Annotated in this window: 22 protein-coding genes; 8 read left to right on the forward strand and 14 right to left on the reverse strand. The window is 67.3% G+C overall.

Annotated elements, in window-relative coordinates; all coding sequences use genetic code 11:
- Positions 1-90: 90 nt before the first annotated feature.
- From JQX08_RS17905 to JQX08_RS17920, 4 genes are all read right to left on the reverse strand, one after another.
- Positions 91-777: a TSCPD domain-containing protein gene (locus JQX08_RS17905; protein WP_205349770.1), complete on the reverse strand. Its 687-nt coding sequence runs from the start codon at positions 775-777 to the stop codon at positions 91-93.
- Positions 778-887: 110 nt separating this feature from the next.
- Positions 888-3,035 carry an adenosylcobalamin-dependent ribonucleoside-diphosphate reductase gene (locus JQX08_RS17910; RefSeq protein WP_205349771.1) on the reverse strand — a complete coding sequence of 716 codons (2,148 nt, stop codon included), beginning with the start codon at positions 3,033-3,035 and terminating at the stop codon, positions 888-890.
- Between the two features lie 95 nt (positions 3,036-3,130).
- Positions 3,131-3,595 (reverse strand): bacteriohemerythrin, encoded by a 465-nt coding sequence (locus tag JQX08_RS17915; RefSeq protein WP_205349772.1) that lies wholly within the window; start codon positions 3,593-3,595, stop codon positions 3,131-3,133.
- A 105-nt stretch (positions 3,596-3,700) separates the two neighbouring features.
- Complete coding sequence (locus JQX08_RS17920) at positions 3,701-4,609, reverse strand: zinc ABC transporter substrate-binding protein (RefSeq protein ID WP_205349773.1); 909 nt, start codon at positions 4,607-4,609, stop codon at positions 3,701-3,703.
- A 62-nt stretch (positions 4,610-4,671) separates the two neighbouring features.
- Between JQX08_RS17920 and JQX08_RS17925 the strand changes: the two genes are divergently transcribed.
- The 7 genes from JQX08_RS17925 (at position 4,672) to JQX08_RS17955 (ending at position 10,424) form a co-directional block, all read left to right on the forward strand.
- Entirely contained in the window at positions 4,672-5,157 is a 486-nt protein-coding gene (locus JQX08_RS17925; protein ID WP_205349774.1) for a Fur family transcriptional regulator, read from the forward strand.
- Positions 5,154-5,963 (forward strand): zinc ABC transporter ATP-binding protein ZnuC, encoded by an 810-nt coding sequence (gene znuC / locus JQX08_RS17930; RefSeq protein ID WP_205349775.1) that lies wholly within the window; start codon positions 5,154-5,156, stop codon positions 5,961-5,963. Before JQX08_RS17925 ends, znuC begins: the two co-directional genes overlap by 4 nt.
- On the forward strand, positions 5,956-6,744 hold the full coding sequence (gene znuB, locus JQX08_RS17935) for a zinc ABC transporter permease subunit ZnuB (protein WP_205349776.1): 789 nt from the start codon (positions 5,956-5,958) through the stop codon (positions 6,742-6,744). The genes znuC and znuB overlap by 8 nt, the downstream gene beginning before the upstream one ends.
- 84 nt (positions 6,745-6,828) lie before the next feature.
- On the forward strand, positions 6,829-7,680 hold the full coding sequence (locus JQX08_RS17940; protein WP_205349777.1) for a hypothetical protein: 852 nt from the start codon (positions 6,829-6,831) through the stop codon (positions 7,678-7,680).
- Positions 7,681-7,893: 213 nt separating this feature from the next.
- Positions 7,894-8,901 carry an ATP-binding cassette domain-containing protein gene (locus tag JQX08_RS17945; protein WP_205349778.1) on the forward strand — a complete coding sequence of 336 codons (1,008 nt, stop codon included), beginning with the start codon at positions 7,894-7,896 and terminating at the stop codon, positions 8,899-8,901.
- Entirely contained in the window at positions 8,901-9,569 is a 669-nt protein-coding gene (locus tag JQX08_RS17950; RefSeq protein WP_205349779.1) for a methionine ABC transporter permease, read from the forward strand. The genes JQX08_RS17945 and JQX08_RS17950 overlap by 1 nt, the downstream gene beginning before the upstream one ends.
- A 75-nt stretch (positions 9,570-9,644) precedes the next feature.
- The gene (locus JQX08_RS17955) at positions 9,645-10,424 is read left to right on the forward strand and encodes a MetQ/NlpA family ABC transporter substrate-binding protein (RefSeq protein ID WP_205349780.1); all 780 of its coding nucleotides are present in this window, start codon (positions 9,645-9,647) and stop codon (positions 10,422-10,424) included.
- Positions 10,425-10,485: 61 nt separating this feature from the next.
- Here the strand turns inward: JQX08_RS17955 and JQX08_RS17960 are convergent, their stop codons facing one another.
- The 6 genes from JQX08_RS17960 to JQX08_RS17985 are packed head-to-tail and all read right to left on the reverse strand — an operon-like array spanning position 10,486 to position 15,082.
- On the reverse strand, positions 10,486-11,163 hold the full coding sequence (locus tag JQX08_RS17960; RefSeq protein WP_205349781.1) for a hypothetical protein: 678 nt from the start codon (positions 11,161-11,163) through the stop codon (positions 10,486-10,488).
- Positions 11,164-11,175: 12 nt separating this feature from the next.
- A complete protein-coding gene (locus tag JQX08_RS17965; protein ID WP_205349782.1) occupies positions 11,176-11,811 on the reverse strand; it encodes an SCO family protein in 636 nt (211 codons plus the stop codon).
- Complete coding sequence (cyoE, locus tag JQX08_RS17970; protein WP_205349783.1) at positions 11,808-12,713, reverse strand: heme o synthase; 906 nt, start codon at positions 12,711-12,713, stop codon at positions 11,808-11,810. The genes JQX08_RS17965 and cyoE overlap by 4 nt, the downstream gene beginning before the upstream one ends.
- 18 nt (positions 12,714-12,731) lie before the next feature.
- A complete protein-coding gene (locus JQX08_RS17975; protein ID WP_205349784.1) occupies positions 12,732-13,772 on the reverse strand; it encodes a COX15/CtaA family protein in 1,041 nt (346 codons plus the stop codon).
- Positions 13,773-13,782: 10 nt separating this feature from the next.
- Entirely contained in the window at positions 13,783-14,376 is a 594-nt protein-coding gene (locus tag JQX08_RS17980; protein WP_205349785.1) for a hypothetical protein, read from the reverse strand.
- Positions 14,342-15,082 carry an SURF1 family protein gene (locus JQX08_RS17985; protein ID WP_205349786.1) on the reverse strand — a complete coding sequence of 247 codons (741 nt, stop codon included), beginning with the start codon at positions 15,080-15,082 and terminating at the stop codon, positions 14,342-14,344. The genes JQX08_RS17980 and JQX08_RS17985 overlap by 35 nt, the downstream gene beginning before the upstream one ends.
- A gap of 69 nt (positions 15,083-15,151) precedes the next feature.
- Here JQX08_RS17985 and JQX08_RS17990 point away from each other — a divergent pair, with 69 nt between their 5' ends.
- The gene (locus JQX08_RS17990; RefSeq protein ID WP_205349787.1) at positions 15,152-15,355 is read left to right on the forward strand and encodes a twin transmembrane helix small protein; all 204 of its coding nucleotides are present in this window, start codon (positions 15,152-15,154) and stop codon (positions 15,353-15,355) included.
- 34 nt (positions 15,356-15,389) lie between these two features.
- Here JQX08_RS17990 and JQX08_RS17995 read toward each other — a convergent pair whose 3' ends face one another.
- The 4 genes from JQX08_RS17995 to coxB are packed head-to-tail and all read right to left on the reverse strand — an operon-like array spanning position 15,390 to position 19,583.
- Positions 15,390-16,277, reverse strand: a complete 888-nt coding sequence (locus JQX08_RS17995) for a cytochrome c oxidase subunit 3 (RefSeq protein ID WP_205349788.1) — start codon at positions 16,275-16,277, stop codon at positions 15,390-15,392.
- Positions 16,278-16,302: 25 nt separating this feature from the next.
- Positions 16,303-16,863 (reverse strand): cytochrome c oxidase assembly protein, encoded by a 561-nt coding sequence (locus tag JQX08_RS18000; RefSeq protein WP_205349789.1) that lies wholly within the window; start codon positions 16,861-16,863, stop codon positions 16,303-16,305.
- A gap of 1 nt (position 16,864) precedes the next feature.
- Entirely contained in the window at positions 16,865-18,454 is a 1,590-nt protein-coding gene (gene ctaD, locus JQX08_RS18005; protein ID WP_205349790.1) for a cytochrome c oxidase subunit I, read from the reverse strand.
- 1 nt (position 18,455) lies between these two features.
- A complete protein-coding gene (gene coxB / locus JQX08_RS18010) occupies positions 18,456-19,583 on the reverse strand; it encodes a cytochrome c oxidase subunit II (RefSeq protein ID WP_205349791.1) in 1,128 nt (375 codons plus the stop codon).
- Between the last annotated feature and the right edge of the window lie 143 nt (positions 19,584-19,726).

Raw genomic sequence — 19,726 nt, forward strand, 5'->3', positions numbered from 1 at the left:
GACCAGGCCTGAGCGATTCAGCCACTCAGCGCCTGGTCATGACTGCCCCGTCGCTTCGTTGATTCGTCTCCCCAGCTCAGGCCCTGTCCCTCAACCGCACTTCGAGTAGCCGCAGTTCAGGCACGTCGCGCAGCCTTCCATCTGCACCACCGCCTGGGTGTTGCACTTGCCGCATAGCTGCGCGCCGGCTGGGAAGCCCTCGCCGGGTTCGGCCTTGGACACGCCAACGCTGGCCTCGTAGGCGGCGCGCTTTTCTGCCAGGTACAGGCGCTGCTCTTCGTCGAGCTTCTGCCCTTCGAGCAGGCCGATGGCGATCAGGTGGCGCTCCAGTACCGCGCCGATCTCGGCGACGATCGACGGCATGTATACGCCGCCGCGCTTCAGGTAGCCGCCGCGCGGGTCGAACACCGCCTTGAGCTCCTCGACCAGGAAGGTGCAATCGCCGCCCTTGCGGAACACCGCCGACATGATGCGGGTCAGCGCGACGATCCACTGGAAGTGCTCCATGCCCTTGGAGTTGATGAAAATCTCGAAGGGCCGGCGCTGTTCGTGGGGCGTGCCGGGGTTGAGGACCACATCGTTGATGGTCACGTAGAGGGCGTGTTCGAACAGCGGCGACTTGATCTTGTAGGTGGCGCCGACCAGGGTCTCGGGGCGCTGCAGGGTCTCGTCCATCTGCACTACCGCGGCCGCTTCGGCAGCGGCCTGGCGGGCGCGCTCGGCGGCCTCGTCGACCACCGCGAAGCCCTTGATGCGTTTGTCGATCTTAATGCTCATGCGCATCTCCACTCGCGGTTGCAATCACCCCGTAGGAGCGGCCCATGGCCGCGAAAGGTCGTTGGCGCCCGCGATCGCGCCCATGGGCCGCTCCTACAAGCACGCCCCGCTCAGTACTTGCCGTAGTAGCCATCCTTCAGCGCCTCGAACAGGTTGGCCGCGCTGTGCGTCTCGCCGTCGTATTCGACCTCTTCGTCGCCCCGCAGCTCCACGGTGCTGCCGTCGTCCAACTCGAAGCGGTAGCGGGTGTTTTCCAGGTCGGCCTGCTTGACCAGCACGCCCTGGAACGCCGCCGGGTTGAAGCGGAACGTGGTGCAGCCCTTGAGGCCCTGGCGCCAGGCGTAGCGGTAGATGTCCTTGAACTGCGCGAAGGGATAGTCGGTGGGCACATTGGCGGTCTTGGAGATCGACGAGTCGATCCACTTCTGCGCCGCGGCCTGGATGTCGACGTGTTCCTGCGGGCTGATGTCGTCGGCGCTGACGAAGTAATCCGGCAGGCGCTGCGCCGGGCTTTCCGCGTCGGGACGGGCGCTGGCGTTGACCAGCCGACGGTAGGCGAGCAGCTCGTAGCTGAGCACCTCGACCTTGGCCTTGGTCTTGCGTCCGGGGCGGATGACGTTGCGCGAATACTGGTGGGCGAAGCTTGGTTCGATGCCGTTGGAGGCGTTGTTGGCCAGGCTCAGGCTGATCGTGCCGGTCGGCGCGATCGAGCTGTGGTGGGTGAAGCGCGCGCCCTCCTCGGCCAGCGCGGCGACCAGCTCGGGGGCATGCTCGGCGAGGCGCTGCATGTAGCGCGAATACCTGGCGTGCAGCACCCGCCCGGGAATCCGATCGCCGAGCCGGTAGCCGTCGGCGCTCAACTCGGGGCGCTGTTCGAGCATCGACGCGGTGACCTCGAAGTCCTCGCGCAGCAGCGGCGCCGGGCCCTTCTCGCGGGACAGTTCGAGGGCCACCTGCCAGCCGGTGAGGGCCATCTCGCGGCTGACCTCCTCGGTGAACACGCAGGCCTGCGCGCTGCCGTAGCGCAGCTTGAGCATGCACAGCGTCGAGCCGAGGCCGAGGAAGCCCATGCCGTGGCGGCGCTTGGCGAAGATCTCGTCGCGCTGCGCCGGTAGCGGCAGACCGTTGAGCTCGACCACGTTGTCGAGCAGGCGGGTGAACACCCGCACCACCTCGCGGAAGCGCTCCCAATCGAAATGCGCGTTGGCGCCGAATGGCTCGACGACAAACGCGGTGAGGTTCAGCGAGCCGAGCAGGCAGGCACCGTGGGGCGGCAGCGGCTGCTCGCCGCAGGGGTTGGTGGCGCGGATCTGCTCGCACCACCAGTTGTTGTTCCACTGGTTGACCCGGTCGATGAGGATGAAACCCGGCTCGGCGAAGTCGTAGGTGGAGGCCATGATCATGTCCCACAGGTGCCGCGCCTTGAGCTGGCCGTGCACCTTGCAGGCCACCCGGCCGTGCTCGTCGACCAGGTAGCCGTCGTGGCACGGCCAGGCGCGCCACTGCACCTGGCGCGGATCGCCGAGGTCGAGGCGCTCGCGCTCCTTGGCGTGCAGGGGGAACAGCAGCGGCCAGTCGCCGTCGTCCTCAACCGCCTGCATGAAGGCGTCGCTGACCAGCAGGCTGAGGTTGAACTGGCGCAGGCGGCCGTCCTCGCGCTTGGCGCGGATGAAGTCGCGTACGTCCGGATGGGCGATGTCGAAGGTGGCCATCTGCGCGCCGCGCCGACCGCCGGCGGAGCTCACCGTGAAGCACATCTTGTCGTAGATTTCCATGAACGACAGCGGCCCGCTGGTGTGTGCGCCGGCGCCGGACACGTAGGCGCCGCGCGGGCGCAGGGTGCTGAATTCGTAGCCGATGCCGCAGCCGGCCTTGAGGGTCAGACCGGCCTGGTGCAGGGTGCCGAGGATGGCGTCCATCGAGTCGCCGATGGTCGCCGACACCGTGCAGTTGATCGTCGAGGTGGCCGGCTTGTGCGCCTCGGCGCCGGCGTTGGCGATGATCCGCCCGGCCGGTAGCGCACCGTTGCGCAGCGCCCAGAGAAAGCGCTGGTACCAGTGCTCCTGCAGCGCCGGCTCGGCCTCCACCGCGGCAATAGCGCGGGCGACGCGCTGCAGGGTGGCATCCGGATCGGCGTCCAGCGCCCGTTCGCGGCGGTCGCGCAGGCGGTACTTGCTGTCCCAGATGTCCAGCGACGCCGGCTGCAGCGGCAGCTCGGCCAGCGAGTCGACTGGCGGGGCATTCCCGGGCTTGGCCATGGGCAGTCCTCGTGGAGTAACGCGTACACACACCTTAGAAGCTGACGCCGCCGCCCGCGCGATTGACCGACGCGCAGCAGATCGTGGACAGGGTCTCAGGCGAAGAAGCGCCGCAGCGAGCGACTCAGCCAACCGCCCTCGCTGCGGTCGCTGGTCAGCGCGGCCATGCTCTGGCGCACCGTCTCGGCGTAACCGGCGTCGTCGTTGCGGATGTGGTTGAACAGCCAGCGAGCGAGCAGTTGCTGCAGTTCCTCGGCGACGTCCTCGCCGGCCTTGAAGCGCAGGCGGTACTCGTCGACACGGCGGATGAACAGTTCGTGGACGCGCTTGTGCGCGCGGCTCAGCGGGTAGCCGGCGTCTTCCATCAGGGTTTCTTCGAAGGCGAAGTGCGATTGCGTGTAGTCGACCAGCTCCTCGATCACCGCCGCCACCGCCGGCCGCCCACCGCTGCCGTGGCGGGCGATGTACAGGCGGTTGATCATCTCGACGATGCGCTTGTGCTGATTGTCGATCACCACGATCCCGGTGTTCAGGTCGTTCTGCCAGACCAGTTGCGTCACTGCATGTTCCCCCTGCCAGGGCCCGCAACGGGCGGGCCAAGCCGGCAGACTAGGGGCACTCCGCAGCGCCGGTATTGACCCGGATCAATGCCGACGAGTGGTGGGCTAGAGGCGTTCCAGGCAGCCGGCCAGGGTCCCGGCGAGGTTGTCGAGCAGCTGCTCGTAGCCTTGCGCAGTCAGCGGTGCGGCGACGCCCAGGGCGTCCAGCTCGGCGAGCTGCACCGGCAGGCCGGCGGTCAGGGTTTCCGCCAGGCGCGGGCGCACCGGCGGCTCGCTGAATACGCAGCTGGGGCCGGCCTGCTGCAGGCGCGCACGCATCGCCGCGACATGCTTGGCGCCCGGCTGCACCTCGGCGGCGACGCTGAACACCCCGGCGTGCTGCAGGCCGTAGGCCGCCTCGAAGTAGTCGAAGGCCTCGTGGAAGACGAAGAACGGCTTGCCGGTAAGCCCGGCCAGGCGCGGCTTGAGCCGCGCGTCAAGGGCATCGAGGCGCTGGCTGAAGGCCGCCAGGTTGGCCTGGTAGCGCACCGCGTTGGCGCTGTCGGCGGCGCTCAGGTCGGCGGCCATCTTCGCCGCGATCACCTTGGCGTTGGCCGGCAGCAGCCACAGGTGCGCGTCGAGGCTGCCGGGGCGGTGGTCGTGGTCATGCTCGTCGTGGTCGTCGTCGGCATGCGCCTGGCCCTCGGCGAAATGCCGCAGCTGCAGGCCGGGCAGTTCCTGCACGGCGACGCTCGGTGCGCTGCGCCCGGCCAGCACGCGTGGCAGGAAGCCTTCCAGGTCGGGGCCGATCCAGTACAGCAGGGTCGCCTCGCCGACCCGGCGCACGTCCGAGGGGCGCAGCGCGTAGTGGTGCGGCGAGGCGCCCGGCGGCAGCAGCACCTCGGGCTGGCCGACGCCGTCCTGCACCGCGGCGGCGATCAGCTGCAGCGGCTTGATGCTGGTCAGCACACGCACTTCGGCCTGGCTGCTGAGGCCGAACAGGGCGAGGAACAGGAAACAGGCAAGGCGCAGCATGGCGGGACACTCGGGGCGAAAAGTTATATAGTAACGTCTTCTTTCCCAGCCGTCGTCCCGCCATGATCCTCACCCCGCTGGCCTCCCGCCCCCACGACCACTCCCATTGCGTGCACAACGCCCTGAGCGAAGCCGAGGCGGTCTGCGAGCGCCAGGGCGTGCGCCTCACCGCACTGCGCAAGCGCGTGCTGGAGCTGGTCTGGCAGAGCCACAAGCCGCTCGGCGCCTACGACATCCTCGGCGTGCTGACCGAGGCCGACGGCCGCCGCGCGGCGCCGCCGACGGTCTATCGGGCGCTGGATTTCCTCCTCGAGAACGGCCTGGTGCACCGCATCGCCTCGCTGAACGCCTTCGTCGGCTGCAACCACCCGGCGCACGCGCACCAGGGCCAGTTCCTGATCTGCCGGCAGTGCCACGCGGCGATCGAACTGGAGCAGGAGTCGATCAGCCAGGCGATCGTCGACAGCGCCGGCGCGGTGGGCTTCAGCGTCGAGCAGCAGACCGTTGAAGTGGTCGGCATCTGCGCCGGCTGCCGGAGCGGCGCATGAGCCAGGCGCTGATCCAGCTCGACGGCGTGGCCGTCAGCTTCGCCGGGCAGAGCGTGCTCAACGACGTGAAGCTGAGCGTGCAGCCGGGCGAGATCGTCACCCTGATCGGCCCCAACGGCGCCGGCAAGACCACCCTGGTGCGCGCCGTGCTCGGCCTGCTGCAGCCGGACCGCGGCCGCGTGTGGCGCAAGCCCAAGCTGCGCATCGGCTACATGCCGCAGAAGCTGCACGTCGACGCCACCCTGCCGCTGTCGGTGCTGCGCTTCTTGCGCCTGGTCCCCGGGGTCAACCGCGCCAGCGCGCTGGCCGCTCTTGGCGAGGTCGGCGCCGAACAGGTGATCGACAGCCCGCTGCAGAAAATTTCCGGTGGCGAGTTGCAGCGCGTGCTGCTGGCCCGTGCGCTGCTGCGTGAACCCGAGCTACTGGTGCTCGACGAGCCGGTGCAGGGCGTCGACGTCGCCGGCCAGGCCGAGCTGTACCGGCTGATCACCCAGCTGCGTGATCGCCACGGCTGCGGCGTGCTGATGGTCTCCCACGACCTGCACCTGGTGATGAGCACCACCGACCAGGTGGTCTGCCTCAATCACCACGTGTGCTGCTCCGGGCATCCCGAGCAGGTCGGCAGCGACCCGGCGTTCGTCGAGCTGTTCGGCCAGGCCGCGCCGGCCCTGGCGGTCTACCACCACCATCACGACCACGCCCACGACCTGCACGGCAGCGTGGTCGACCAACCGGCGCAGCCGGGACTGAAGATCCTCGGCCCGGTGAGCGGCCATGTGCACGGAGATGGCTGCAACCATGCCTGATTTTCTCCTCAACGCGCTGATCGCCGGGCTGACCCTGGCGCTGGTCGCCGGCCCGCTCGGCTCCTTCGTCGTCTGGCGGCGCATGGCCTATTTCGGCGACACCCTGTCGCACGCCGCGCTGCTCGGCGTCGCCCTCGGCCTGCTGCTCAACCTCAGCCCGACCCTGGCGGTGACCGCCGGCTGCCTGCTGCTGGCGATCGTCCTGGTCACCCTGCAGCAACGCCAGCCACTGGCCTCCGACACCCTGCTCGGCATCCTCGCGCCGACCACCCTGTCGCTCGGCCTGGTGGTGCTGAGTTTCATGAAGGACGTGCGCATCGACCTGATGGCCTACCTGTTCGGCGACCTGCTGGCGGTCAGCAACAGCGACCTGGCCTGGATCGTCGGCGGCAGCGCGCTGGTGCTGCTGGCCCTGGTCGGCCTGTGGCGGCCGCTGCTGGCGGTCACCGTGCACGAAGAGTTGGCCAAGGTCGAAGGCCTGCCGGTGGCCGGCCTGCGCCTGGCGCTGATGCTGCTGATCGCGGTGGTCATCGCGGTGGCGATGAAGATCGTCGGCGTGCTGCTGATCACCTCGCTGCTGATCATTCCCGCCGCGGCCGCCCAGCGTCATGCGCGCACACCCGAGCAGATGGCCCTCGGCGCCAGCGTGCTGGGCCTGCTGGCGGTCGGCGCCGGACTGGCCCTGTCGTGGTTCCAGGACACCCCTGCCGGGCCGTCCATCGTGGTCGCTGCGGCCACGCTGTTCCTCTTCGGCCTGGCCATCCCCCGGCGCGTGGCCTAGCCGCGCGCCGCCCCCACGCGGTTGGGTCGCAGCCTGCTCAGGGTGTAGACTGCCGCGTTTTCGCGAGCACCGAGAGATAACAGAATGCCGTCGTTCACCTCCCGTTACCTGGCGATAGCCGCAGTTTCCCTGCTATTGGCCGCTTGCCAGAGCGCCCCGCAACACTCCACCGCGATTCCTCCGGACCCGATGGTGGTCGCCCTCAGCCAGCTCGAACTGACCCTCAACAACGGCCAGCTCGACGACGCCCGCCGCCAGTTGGCCGACGTCCAGGCACGCGCCAGCAACGACACCCGCGTCGAGTACTACCAGCGCCGTCTCGCCGACGCCTACCTGCAGAAGGGCCAAGCGGCGCTGCAGCAGGGCGACCTGGACAGCGCCACCCAGGCCCTCGGCCAGGCACGCAGCCTGATGCCGCAGGCCCCGGCCCTGACCACCGGGCTGGACAGCGCGATCGGCCAGGCGCGCAGCGCCGAGCAGCAGGCCGCCGCCGCGCGCGCCCAGGCAGCCGCCCAGGCCAAGGCCGATGCGGACGCCGCCGCGCGCCTGGCGCAGGCCCAGCAGTTGCGCGCCGCCGCCGAGCAGCAGGCCGCCGCGCTGAAAGCCAGCCAGGCTGCCGCCGCGGCCACGCCGAGCACCCCGGCGGCGCCGCGTGCGCAGCTCATCGACCCGGCGGCGAAGACCAGCGTGGTCGCCCTGCCGATGCTCGACAGCCAGGACAACGACGCCCTGCGCGCGCTGCTCGACCGAGTCGCCGCCGATGTGGTGCAGTACGACTGCGCGGTACGCATCCAGGTGCGCCAGGCCAAGGACTACCCCTGGGTCGCCTCGCTGCTCTCGGCGCGCGTCAAGCGCCTGCAGCCGGGCTACGCGCTGCGTGTGGCGCAGGACCTCAAGGCCGAGCAGGCACCGCGCCTGCTGCTCAGCCCGCGCTGAGTCGCGCGCCCGCCCAGCGGCGGGCTGCCGCTTATCGGCTTATGCCTTTTCATGAGGCAAAGCGGATAACAAAAACTAAGATTGCATAAGCGGTCGGGCTAGAATGCGCGCCTTCGGCCAACCGCCTACAGTCGTTTGAGCCCCTCGGCCCCTGCCGCACCCGGCATCCAGGGCCACGGGCGCCTTACCCCGCACCCATAAGGTTCGTTTGCAGTGATCGAATTCGACCGCGTCCACAAGGCGTATCTCGTCAATGGCCGCAGCATCCCTGCGCTGCAGCCCACCACGCTGTCCGTCGCCGCCGGCGAGGTGTTCGGCCTGATCGGCCATTCCGGCGCCGGCAAAAGCACCCTGCTGCGCCTGATCAACCGCCTCGAGGAGCCCTCCGGCGGCCGCATCGTGATCGACGGCGAAGACGTCACCGCACTCGACACCGACGGCCTGCGGCGCTTCCGCCAGCAGGTCGGGATGATCTTCCAGCACTTCAACCTGCTGTCCTCGAAGACCGTCGCCGACAACGTCGCCATGCCGCTCAAACTGGCCGGCCAACTGGGCCGCGCCGAGATCGCCGCACGGGTCGCCGAACTGCTCGCGCGGGTCGGCCTCAGCGAGCACGCCAACAAGTACCCGGCGCAGCTCTCCGGCGGCCAGAAGCAACGCGTCGGCATCGCCCGCGCGCTGGCCACGCGGCCGAAGATCCTGCTCTGCGATGAGGCGACCAGCGCGCTCGATCCGCAGACCACCGCCTCGGTGCTGCAACTGCTCGCCGAGATCAACCGCGAGTTGCAGCTGACCATCGTGCTGATCACCCACGAGATGGACGTGATCCGCCGGGTCTGCGACCGCGTGGCGGTGATGGACGCCGGGCTGATCGTCGAGCAGGGCCCCGTGGCGGACGTGTTCCTGCATCCGCAGCACCCGACCACCAAGCGCTTCGTGCTGGAAGACGAGCAGGTCGACGAGAACGAGCAGCGCGACGACTTCGCCCACGTGCCCGGACGCATCCTGCGCCTGACCTTCCAGGGCGAAGCCACCTACGCGCCGCTGCTCGGCACCGTGGCGCGCGAGACCGGGGTCGATTACAGCATCCTCGCCGGGCGCATCGACCGCATCAAGGACAACCCCTACGGGCAACTGACCCTGGCCCTCACCGGCGGCGACCTGGACGCCGCGCTGGCACGCTTCGCGGCCGCCGACGTGCACCTGGAGGTGCTGCGCTGATGCTCGAGAAATTCTTGCCCAACGTGTTCTGGCCGGAAATCTGGCAGGCCACCCTGGACACCCTGAACATGCTCGGCGGCTCGCTGCTGTTCACCATCCTGCTCGGCCTGCCGCTCGGCGTGCTGCTGTTCCTCACCGGCCCGCGCCAGCTGCTCGAACAGCCGGCGGCGTACCGGGTGATGGCCTTCGTGGTCAACCTGCTGCGCTCGGTGCCGTTCGTCATCCTGCTGATCCTGATGATCCCGTTCACCGAGCTGATCGCTGGCACCTCGCTGGGCGTCGCCGGCGCCATTCCGCCGCTGGTGGTTGGTGCCACGCCGTTCTTCGCGCGGCTGGTGGAGACCGCACTGCGCGAGGTCGACCGCGGCATCATCGAGGCGACCCAGGCGATGGGCGCCAGCACCCGGCAGATCATCTTCAGCGCGCTGCTGCCGGAGGCGCGACCGGGCATCATCGCCGCAGTCACCGTCACCGCCATCACCCTGGTGTCCTACACCGCGATGAGCGGCCTGATCGGCGGCGGCGGCCTCGGCGACCTGGCGGTGCGCTACGGCTACCAGCGCTACCAGCCGGACGTCATGGCGGTGACCGTGATCCTCCTGCTGATCCTCGTGCAAATCCTGCAATCCGCCGGCGACAAGCTGGTGGTGCATTTTTCTCGGAAATGAGAGCCCGTAAATAACGCAGTCCGTGGAAGACGGCTATCCGCCGATCCCGCGCCCCATCCCACAAGGAGTTCAACGATGAAAAAACTGTTGGCCGGTCTGGCCGTGATTGCTGCCTTCTCCACCACCGCGCAGGCCGCGGAAACCCTCAGCGTGGCGGCCAGCCCGGTACCGCACGCGGAGATCCTCGAGTTCGTCAAACCGCTGCTGGCCAAAGAAGGCGTCGACCTAAAGGTGCGCGTATTCACCGACTACGTGCAGCCCAACCTGCAGGTGCAGCAGAAGAACCTGGATGCCAACTTCTTCCAGCACCAGCCGTACCTCGACGAGTTCAACGCCAGCCGCAAGACCGACCTGGTGACCGTGGTCGGCGTGCACATCGAGCCGTTCGGTGCCTACTCGAAGAAGATCAAGAGCCTCGCTGAGCTGCCGCAGGGCGCCACCGTGGCGATCCCCAACGACGCCACCAACGGCGGCCGCGCGCTGCTGTTGCTGGACAAGGCCGGGGTGATCAAGCTCAAGGACAACCAGAGCATCACCGCCACGCCGAAGGACATCGTCGAGAATCCGAAAGGCATCAAGGTGCGTGAGCTGGAAGCCGCGACCCTGCCGCGCGTGCTCGGTCAGGTCGAACTGGCGCTGATCAACACCAACTACGCGCTGGAAGCCAAGCTCAACCCAACCAAGGATGCGCTGGCTATCGAAGGCAGCGACTCGCCGTATGTGAACATCCTGGTGGCCCGTCCGGACAACAAGGACAGCGCTGCCATGCAGAAGCTGGCCAAGGCGCTGCACAGCCCGGAAGTGAAGAAGTTCATCGAGACCAAGTACAACGGTGCGGTGGTGCCGGCGTTCTAAGCGTCCCTCGCGCTGCATAAAAAAAGCCCGCTACTCAGCGGGCTTTTTTCTGCGCGAGCGTTCAGCGCACCGGGCGCAGCAGGTAGATGCCGGCGGCGATCTGCCAGAGCATCAGCAGCAGCGAACTGGGCATGCTGACGTTCATCGCCAGTTCGGAGAAGCCGGTGTGTGCCTGCACCAGGCTGGAGCCCAGCACCGCGGCGCCGGCCAGCAGCGCGCCGAGGCCCAGCCAGGTCGGCGCCCGCGCGCTCAGGCACAGCGCCACGCCATACAGCAGCCCGGTGATGCCGAAGCCGATGCCCATCAGACTGGCCAGCCCGGCCTCGACTTGGCGCACTCCGTAGGTCGCGGCGAACACCGCCGCGCGGCTGGCCTCATCGGCCGCCTGCCAGTGGCTGACCATCAATTTCAAAGCCACGCCGTCGACCGCCTGCAGGGCGAACGCCAGCGCCAGGCTGACGGTCGCCAGCAGCACGCCGAGCAGCGCCCACACGCCGGCGCGGCCCTCGCGCAGCCGCCAGCTCAGCGCGGCCAGGCCGATCACCCCGAGCAGTACGCCGAGCAGCTGGCCGAGGTGGCTGCACACCCAGTGACCGTCCGCTGCGTACTCGGCGAACGCCGCCGGCGCGTCCCACGGCGGGGTGTCCATCGGGTGCAGCAGGGTGGCGACGAACAGCACCAGCACGCCGAGCAGGCTGGCGATGCCGCCGAGGCGGGAGAAATGCGCGTGGTCGGGCATGGGCGTCCGGGCTCAGCCTTCGCGCTTCAACAGCAACGGAAGCTGCACGGCGAGCTTCTGGTTGTTCAACGGCGCGCGGATGAAGCCGCGCTGGGTGCCGTCCGGGCCGATGATCACCAGGTTGCCGCTGTGATCGACGGTGTAGTTGGGCTTGTCGGTATTGGCCGGAATGAACGGGATGCTCACCGCGTTGGCGAGCTTCTGGATGTTCTCCAGTTCACCGGTCAGGCCCTGGAAGTTCGGGTCGAAATAGCCGAGGTACTGCTTGAGCTGGGTTGGCGTGTCGCGCTGCGGATCGACGCTGACCAGCACCACGCGCAGGCGGCCGAGCGCCTCGGGCGGCAGCAGGGTCTTCAGCTCGCGCAGCTGGGCGAGGGTGGTCGGGCAGATGTCCGGGCAGAAGGTGTAACCGAAGAACAGCAGGCTCCACTGGTCCTTGAGCTCGTCGACCCGCACCGGCTGACCGTTCTGGTCGGTGAGGCTGATGTTCGGCAGGTCGCGGCTCTGCGGCAGCAGGATGATGCCGGCGTCGATCAGCGCGGTCGGGTCGCCCTGGCCCTGCGCGGTGAGCACCTTGTGCACGGTCAGGCCGAACACCAGCGCAACCAGCGCGATGAGGACGAAGGCGGTTTTCTGGATACGGGTCATAGGCTCCACAACAACAGGTAATGGTCCACCAGCAGGGCGATGAACAGCAGGAACAGATAGGCAATAGAGTACTTGAAGGTGTTGATTGCGGCGTGCGGTTTGCTGTCACGGTAGAGCACCCAAGCCCAGTGCAGGAAGCGCGCACCGAGCAGCGTGGCGCAGACCAAATACAGCGGGCCACTCATGTGGATGGCGAACGGCAACAGGCTCACCGCGAGCAGCACCAGGGTGTAGAGCAGGATGTGCACCTTGGTGTAGTGCTCGCCGTGGGTCACCGGCAGCATCGGGATGTCGGCCTTGGCGTACTCCTCCTTGCGGTGGATGGCCAGCGCCCAGAAGTGCGGCGGGGTCCAGGCGAAGATGATCAGCACCAGCAGCAGCGCGCCCGGCTCCAGATGGCCGGTGACCGCGACCCAGCCGAGCAGCGGCGGCGCGGCGCCGGCCAGGCCGCCGATCACGATGTTCTGCGGCGTGGCGCGCTTGAGGAAGCCGGTGTACAGCGCCGCGTAGCCGAGCAGCGAGGCCAGCGTCAGCCAGGCGGTGAGCGGGTTGGTGAAGGCCAGCAGCAGCGCCTGGCCGAGCACCGCGAGGAGCAGGGCGAAGCTCAGCGCGGCGAGCGGCGACACCCGCCCGGCAGTGACCGGACGCTTGTGGGTGCGCGCCATGATCGAGTCGATGCGCCTGTCGACCACGTGGTTGACCGCCGCCGCCGCACCGGCGCACAAGCCGATGCCGAGGTTGCCGAACAGCAGCACCGTCCACGGCACGCCGGCGCGCGTCGCGAGGAACATGCCGACCAGCGAGGTGATCAGCATCAGCACCACTACCTTGGGCTTGGTCAGCTCGAGGTAGTCGCGCCAGGTCGCCGAGTCGGCGGTTTGAGTACGCAGCACTGTCGCCATGGCGGATCTCCTCGTTTCTTATTGTTGGCTCGCGGCCAGGCCATCAGGCAAGGCCGTGACGCGGGATTGGGCAGCGAGCGGCAACGGACGCAGGCGGTAATTGACCAGCACCAGCACCAGCAGCAAGCCGGCACCGCCGCCGTTGTGCGCCACCGCCACCGGCAGCGGCAGGTGCAGCAGCACGTTGCTCACTCCCAGACTGACCTGCGCGGCCAGCGCCAGCAGCAGCAGTGCGGCGAGGCGGCCGAGGCCGGCAGCGCGCAGGCGCCAGGCAAGCAGCAGCAGCACGCCACTGACCAGCAGCGCGCCGAGACGGTGGGTGAAATGGATGGCGGTGCGCGCATCGCTGTCGAGCTGGCCGCCGAGGTAGTTGGGGCCGATGTGCTGACTGAGGTGGAAGCCGTTGGCGAAGTCCATCGGCGGCCACCATGCGCCGTGGCAGGTCGGCAGGTCGATGCAGGCCACCGCCGCATAGTTGGAGCTGACCCAGCCACCCAGGGCGATCTGCCCGATCACCAGGGCCAGCGCCGCACCCGCCAGCAGGCGCAGGCGCGCGGACAGCGCCGGCAGCGGGGCGAACGCGCCGGACAGGCGCAGGGTCAGCAGGAACAGCAGCGCCAGGGTGGTGAAGCCGCCCAGCAGGTGCGCGGTGACCACCTGCGGCCACAGCTTGAGGGTCACCGTCCACATGCCGAACGCCGCCTGGGCGATGACCACGCCGAGCAGCAGCACCGGCAGCTTGAGCGGCTGCTCGGCACGCCCGCGCTGCCGCAGCGCATGCACCGCCAGACCGAGAATCAGCAGGCCGAGGCTGCCGGCGAAGTAGCGGTGGATCATCTCGTTCCAGCCCTTCTGCGCCTCCACCGGCGCGTCGGGGAAACGCGCTTCGGCGTGGGCCAGCTGGGTCTCGGTTTTCGGCACATGGATGAAGCCGTAGCAGCCCGGCCAGTCCGGACAGCCGAGGCCGGCGTGGGTCAGCCGGGTGTAGGCGCCGAGCAGCACGACGACCAGCGCCAGGGCAGTGGCGAACAGGGCGATGCGGAATCCGGGTTTGCGCATCAGCGCCTCCTCAACCGATGTTCGACAGTTTCAGCAGCAGGCGCAGGTCGATCAGCACGTCCTTGCCGTTGACCCCGCTGTCGTAGCGCAGCACCAGGTTGCCGTGCGGATCGACGATCCACAGGTGCGCGGCGGAGTCGGCGGCGTCACCGCTGTCGTACTGCTGGCGGTCCAGCGAATAGCGCTGCAGCTGCGGGTAGTCACGCTCGATCAGCTCGGCGAAATCCACCGGCAGCGTTTCGCTGCTGGCCAGCGCATGGCTGGCGCGCGTGGCGTCACGGGCCAGGCCGATGTTGATCTGCCGGGCCAGGTAGACCAGCTCCTGGCAGGCCTTGGCGCAGCCTTCCGGAGCAGTCACCAGGAGCTGCCAGCGCGCCTCGTCGCCGGCGTCCACCCCGAGCGCCGCACGGTTTTCGCTGCCGCCGACGAGCACCCCGTGGTAGTTGCGGCTGTCCGGCACCCAGAAGCGCCATTTGTACATCGCAGTGGCCAGCAGCATTGGCCCGAGCGCGACCATCAGCAGCAGGATCAGCTGCCAGCGCCCGCGACGGCGGCTGTGCGGACGTTGTTCAGGAGTGCTGGTGGGATTCATAGTGACGTCCATGGGGAGTCCTTCTGCCGTTGTGCAAACCGAAATAGACGAACAAGCCACACAGCGCCGCCGCCAGGGCGAACCACTGCACGGCGTAGCCGGTGTGTTTTTCCGGGCCCATCGCGATGATCGGCCAGTCGGTGAGGTAGGCCGCGGCGCCACCTTCCAGGCGCAGCTCGCGGGACAGGCCGCCACGCCCGAGCTGTTGCCACAGCGCGGCGGGATCGACGGCGGTGACCAGCCGCGGCCAGTCGCCGCCGGTGGGATCGCTGTGTAACTGGAAGGTCGCGCCGGGCGGCACGTAGACCCAGGCGGTGAGTGTTTGCGCACCGTCCGGGGTGGTGAAGGTCGGCGCGGTGCGGCGGTCCGGCCAGGGCAGCCAGCCGCGGTTGAGCAGCACCCAGAGGTCGCTGGCCTGGTCGTAGAACGGCTGCAGCAGCTCGACGCCGACCTGGCCCTGATGGATGCGGTTGTCCAGCAGCAGGCTGTGCTGCGCATCGAACTGGCCGTGCAGGACCACGCGGCGGAAGGCCGGATCGCTGTGCCGCTCCAGCGCGGCGACGGCCATCGGCTCGGCCTGGCGGCGTGCTTCGTAGCTGGCCAGCAGCTGGCGTTTTTCTTCGGCGCGGGCGAGTTGCCAGAAGCCCAGGCCGATCAGTACCGGCAGCAGGGCCAGGACGATCAGGCTGGGCAGCACGCCGGGACGGAAGCGACTCATGGCCGCCCCCGAAATCCGCCGATGCATCTGGCTATACTCAACTGCATTCCCCACCCCCGGAGTCACGCCATGCTCAAAGCGGCGATCGTCCTCATGCTGCTGGCCACCCTGGTCAGCCTGTTCAGTGGCCTGTTCTTCCTGGTCAAGGACGAGGGCCACGGCTCACGTGTGGTCAATGCGCTGACCGTGCGGGTGATCCTCGCCGCGCTGACCCTGGCGCTGATTGCCTGGGGCTTCTACAGCGGCCAACTGACCTCCCACGTCACCTGGTAATGCGCGGCGCCGGCCCCCGCCGGTGCCGCCTCGCTCACAGCACGTAGACGAAGATAAACAGGCCGATCCACACCACGTCGACGAAGTGCCAATACCAGCTGGCCGCCTCGAAACCGAAGTGCTTATCGGCGTCGAAGTGGCCGCGCAGGATGCGCACCAGCATCACCGTGAGAATGATCGTGCCCATGGTCACGTGGGCGCCGTGGAAGCCGGTGAGCATGAAGAAGGTCGCGCCGTAGATGCCCGAGCCGAGCGTCAGGCCCAGTTCGCTGTAGGCCTCGTGGTACTCGTAACCCTGCAGGACCAGGAAGCTCGCACCGAGCAGGATGGTCAGGGCCAGCCAGGCCTTGAGCGCGCCGCGATGGTTCTTCTTCAGCGCGTGGTGGGCGAAGGTCACGGTGAAGCTGGAGGTGACCAGCAAGATGGTGTTGATCAGCGGCAGGTGCCAGGGACTGATCACTTCCTTCGGCCCGGGGAACAGTTTCGGGTCCGGGGTCTCCAGCAACGGCCAGGTGTACTGGAAGCCCGGCCAGAGCATGTTGGCGATGCCTTTGTCGCCCTCGCCACCGAGCCATGGGCCGGCCCACATGCGGATGTAGAACAGCGCACCGAAGAAGGCGGCGAAGAACATCACCTCGGAGAAGATGAACCAGCTCATGCCCCAGCGGAACGAGCGATCCATCTGTGCGCTGTACAAGCCGCCGCGACTCTCGCGGATCACGTTGCCGAACCAACCGAACAGCATGTAGGCGAGAATCAGCCCGCCAACGAAGAAGATCCACGGGCCGTGGGATTCCGGCTTGTTGGCGCTGAGGTCATTGAACCAGGTGCCAAGGCCGAACACGGTGGTGAGCATGCCGAGCGTGGCGATGATCGGCCACTTGCTCTGCGCGGGAACGTAATAGTGTTCGTGGGTTGCCATTATTGTTGTTCTCCTGATCGGCCCTTCAGCGGTCGTTGCTGGCGACTGGCGGCTTGCGGGCAGTGATGTCGAACAGCGTGTAAGCGAGCGTCACGTGACGCACATCCTTGGGCAGGTCGCGGTCGACGATGAAGCGCACCGGCATTTCGATGCGTTCACCGGGCTGCAGCACCTGCTGGGTGAAGCAGAAGCATTCGGTCTTGTGGAAGTAGGTGGCGGCCGTCGACGGTGCGATGCTCGGAATTGCCTGGGCGGTCATCGGTTTGTCGGTGGGGTTCTGGGCGATGAACAGCATCTCGTTCACCGCGCCAGGATGGACCACCAGTTGCTCGGCCTTGGGCCGGAACTCCCAGACCATGTCGACGTTGTTGTTGGCGACGAACTGCACCTTGACCTCGCGCGCGGTGTCGACCACCTGACCGTCTGCTGCCTGGTAGGCGCTGCCGGAGGTCTTGCCGTTGATGCCGAGCGCCTTGCACATCACGTCGTAGATCGGCACCAAGGCAAAACCGAAGGCGAACATCGCCACCACGACGATCAGCAGCCGGGTCACCAGCTTGCGGGTAGCGAGGCTCTCGTCGCTCATCTCACTTCACTTCCGGCGGGGTGGTGAAGGTGTGGTACGGCGCCGGCGAAGGAATGGTCCATTCCAGGCCTTCGGCACCGTCCCACGGCTTGGCCGGAGCCGGCTTGCCGCCCTTGATGCACTTGATGACGATGAACAGGAACAGCAGCTGGGTGGTGCCGAACATGAAGGCGCCGACCGAGGAGACCATGTTGAAGTCGGCGAACTGCAGGTTGTAGTCGGGGATCCGCCGCGGCATGCCGGCCAGGCCGACGAAGTGCATCGGGAAGAACGCCAGGTTCATGCCGATGAAGCTCATCCAGAAGTGCAGCTTGCCGAGCGTCTCGTCGTACATGTGGCCGGTCCATTTCGGCAGCCAGTAGTAGGCCGAGGCGAAGATGCCGAAGATCGCCCCGGGCACCAACACGTAGTGGAAGTGCGCCACCACGAAGTAGGTGTCCTGGTACTGGAAGTCGGCCGGCGCGATCGCCAGCATCAGCCCGGAGAAGCCGCCGATGGTGAACAGGATGACGAAGGCCACGGCGAACAGCATCGGCGTCTCGAAGGTCATCGAGCCCTGCCACATGGTCGACACCCAGTTGAACACCTTCACCCCGGTGGGCACGGCGATCAGCATGGTGGCGTACATGAAGAACAGCTCGCCAACCAGCGGGATGCCGACTACGAACATGTGGTGCGCCCAGACGATGAACGACAGGAAGGCGATCGACGCGGTGGCGTAGACCATCGAGGTGTATCCGAACAGCGGTTTGCGCGAGAACGCCGGGATGATCGAGCTGACCGCGCCGAACGCCGGCAGGATCATGATGTACACCTCGGGATGCCCGAAGAACCAGAACACGTGCTGGAACAGCACGGGGTCACCGCCACCGGCCGCGCTGAAGAAGCTGGTGTGGAAGTGGATGTCCATCAGCATCATGGTCACGCAGCCCGCCAGCACTGGCATCACTGCGATCAGCAGGAACGCGGTGATCAGCCAGGTCCAGACGAACAGCGGCATCTTCATCAGGGTCATGCCAGGGGCACGCAGGTTGAGGATGGTGGCGACCACGTTGATCGCGCCCATGATCGAACTCATGCCCATCAGGTGGATGGCGAAGATGAAGAAGGTCACGCTGTGCGGCGCGAAGGTGGTCGACAACGGCGCGTAGAAGGTCCAGCCGAAGTTCGGTCCGCCACCGGGCATGAACAGGGTGCTGACCAGCAGACCGAAGGCGGCCGGCAGCAGCCAGAAGCTGAAGTTGTTCATCCGCGGCAGGGCCATGTCCGGCGCGCCGATCATCAGCGGCACCATCCAGTTGGCCAGGCCGACGAAGGCCGGCATCACCGCACCGAACACCATCACCAGGCCGTGCATGGTGGTCATCTGGTTGAAGAATTCCGGCTGCACGATCTGCAGGCCGGGCTGGAACAGTTCGGCGCGGATCACCATGGCGAACGAGCCGCCGAGCAGGAACGCGCAGAAGCTGAACCACAGGTAGAGGGTGCCGATGTCCTTGTGGTTGGTGGTCAGCACCCAGCGCATCAGGCCCTTGGCCGGGCCGTGGTGGTGGTCATGGTCGGCATGACCGTGGTCGATCACTGCACTCATGTCATTTCTCCTCGGCCTGCTTGAGCTCAAGCACTTCCTTCGGGGTCACCATGTCGCCGGTGTTGTTGCCCCAGGCGTTGCGTTCGTAGGTGACGACGGCGGCGATATCGACTTCCGACAGCTGCTTGCCGAACGCCGCCATGGCGGTGCCGGGCTTGCCGTGGAAGACGATGCTCAGGTGATCGGCCTTCGGTCCGGTGGCGATCTTCGAGCCCTTGAGTGCCGGGAACATCGGCGGCAGGCCCTGACCCTCAGGCTGGTGACAGGCCGCGCAGGTGGTGTGATAGACCTTGTCGCCACGGGCGACCAGTTCTTCCAGGGTCCACTCCTTGGTGGTCAGCTCCTTGAGCTTGGCGGCCTCCTCCTTGCGCTCGGCCAGCCACTTGTCGAAGTCCGGCTTGGATTTCACTTCCACCACGATCGGCATGAAGCCATGGTCCTTGCCGCACAGCTCGGCGCACTGACCGCGGTAGATGCCGGGCTTGTCGACCTTGGCCCAGGCCTCGTTGACGAAGCCGGGAATGGCGTCGCGCTTGACCGCGAAGGCCGGCACCCACCAGGAGTGGATCACGTCACTGGAGGTGACCAGGAAGCGCACCTTGGCCCCGACCGGCAGCACCAGCGGATTGTCCACCTCGAGCAGGTAGTGCTCGTCCTTGTCGGCCTTGTTGTGGATCTGGTCCTGTGGGGTGGCCAGGTTGCTGAAGAACTCGACGTCCTGGCCCAGGTACTTGTACTGCCACTTCCACTGGTAGCCGGTGACCTGCACGTCCAGCTCCGGTTCGGAGTTGTCGTACATCTCGATCAGCGTCTTGGTCGCGGGAATGGCCATCACCACGAGGATGAGGAAAGGCACGATGGTCCAGAGGATTTCCACCGTGGTGCTTTCGTGGAAGTGCGCGGGCTGCTGCCCGGTGGAGCGGCGGTGGACGATCATTGACCAGAACATGGCACCAAAGACCAATACGCCGATGACGGCGCAGATCCAGAAAATGGTCATGTGCAAATCGAAGACTGCGTGACTGATCGCCGTCGCACCCGGCGCCATATTCACCGTCCAGGCTGCCTGTGCCTGGCCGAAAATTAGCCACAACAGGATCCCCATCCAGGCTCGTGGATGTCGCGTCATTGCGGGTTCCCCTTATCGTTCTTGTTATCCCGCCGGCTGGGCCTGCGGTTAAGGGAGCGGCTGTCGGTACTGCTGATTCAACGGCCGAACTCTCAACACACAGGTGCGCAGTCGGGTGTCATCAGGTAACGCCTTTCGATTCC

The sequence above is a fragment of the Zestomonas insulae genome (assembly GCF_016901015.1).
In the GTDB taxonomy this organism is placed as follows: Bacteria; Pseudomonadota; Gammaproteobacteria; order Pseudomonadales; family Pseudomonadaceae; genus Aquipseudomonas; species Aquipseudomonas insulae.

What these genes read in the sequence shown, in the direction of transcription:
- JQX08_RS17905 (WP_205349770.1), bottom strand. Translation starts at nt 777, where the DNA reads ATGAGCATTAAGATCGACAAACGCATCAAGGGCTTCGCGGTGGTCGAC.
- JQX08_RS17910 (WP_205349771.1), bottom strand. Translation starts at nt 3,035, where the DNA reads ATGGCCAAGCCCGGGAATGCCCCGCCAGTCGACTCGCTGGCCGAGCTG.
- JQX08_RS17920 (WP_205349773.1), bottom strand. Translation starts at nt 4,609, where the DNA reads ATGCTGCGCCTTGCCTGTTTCCTGTTCCTCGCCCTGTTCGGCCTCAGC.
- JQX08_RS17925 (WP_205349774.1), top strand. Translation starts at nt 4,672, where the DNA reads ATGATCCTCACCCCGCTGGCCTCCCGCCCCCACGACCACTCCCATTGC.
- znuC (WP_205349775.1), top strand. Translation starts at nt 5,154, where the DNA reads ATGAGCCAGGCGCTGATCCAGCTCGACGGCGTGGCCGTCAGCTTCGCC.
- znuB (WP_205349776.1), top strand. Translation starts at nt 5,956, where the DNA reads ATGCCTGATTTTCTCCTCAACGCGCTGATCGCCGGGCTGACCCTGGCG.
- JQX08_RS17940 (WP_205349777.1), top strand. Translation starts at nt 6,829, where the DNA reads ATGCCGTCGTTCACCTCCCGTTACCTGGCGATAGCCGCAGTTTCCCTG.
- JQX08_RS17950 (WP_205349779.1), top strand. Translation starts at nt 8,901, where the DNA reads ATGCTCGAGAAATTCTTGCCCAACGTGTTCTGGCCGGAAATCTGGCAG.
- JQX08_RS17955 (WP_205349780.1), top strand. Translation starts at nt 9,645, where the DNA reads ATGAAAAAACTGTTGGCCGGTCTGGCCGTGATTGCTGCCTTCTCCACC.
- JQX08_RS17960 (WP_205349781.1), bottom strand. Translation starts at nt 11,163, where the DNA reads ATGCCCGACCACGCGCATTTCTCCCGCCTCGGCGGCATCGCCAGCCTG.
- JQX08_RS17965 (WP_205349782.1), bottom strand. Translation starts at nt 11,811, where the DNA reads ATGACCCGTATCCAGAAAACCGCCTTCGTCCTCATCGCGCTGGTTGCG.
- cyoE (WP_205349783.1), bottom strand. Translation starts at nt 12,713, where the DNA reads ATGGCGACAGTGCTGCGTACTCAAACCGCCGACTCGGCGACCTGGCGC.
- JQX08_RS17975 (WP_205349784.1), bottom strand. Translation starts at nt 13,772, where the DNA reads ATGCGCAAACCCGGATTCCGCATCGCCCTGTTCGCCACTGCCCTGGCG.
- JQX08_RS17980 (WP_205349785.1), bottom strand. Translation starts at nt 14,376, where the DNA reads ATGGACGTCACTATGAATCCCACCAGCACTCCTGAACAACGTCCGCAC.
- JQX08_RS17985 (WP_205349786.1), bottom strand. Translation starts at nt 15,082, where the DNA reads ATGAGTCGCTTCCGTCCCGGCGTGCTGCCCAGCCTGATCGTCCTGGCC.
- JQX08_RS17990 (WP_205349787.1), top strand. Translation starts at nt 15,152, where the DNA reads ATGCTCAAAGCGGCGATCGTCCTCATGCTGCTGGCCACCCTGGTCAGC.
- JQX08_RS17995 (WP_205349788.1), bottom strand. Translation starts at nt 16,277, where the DNA reads ATGGCAACCCACGAACACTATTACGTTCCCGCGCAGAGCAAGTGGCCG.
- JQX08_RS18000 (WP_205349789.1), bottom strand. Translation starts at nt 16,863, where the DNA reads ATGAGCGACGAGAGCCTCGCTACCCGCAAGCTGGTGACCCGGCTGCTG.
- ctaD (WP_205349790.1), bottom strand. Translation starts at nt 18,454, where the DNA reads ATGAGTGCAGTGATCGACCACGGTCATGCCGACCATGACCACCACCAC.
- coxB (WP_205349791.1), bottom strand. Translation starts at nt 19,583, where the DNA reads ATGACGCGACATCCACGAGCCTGGATGGGGATCCTGTTGTGGCTAATT.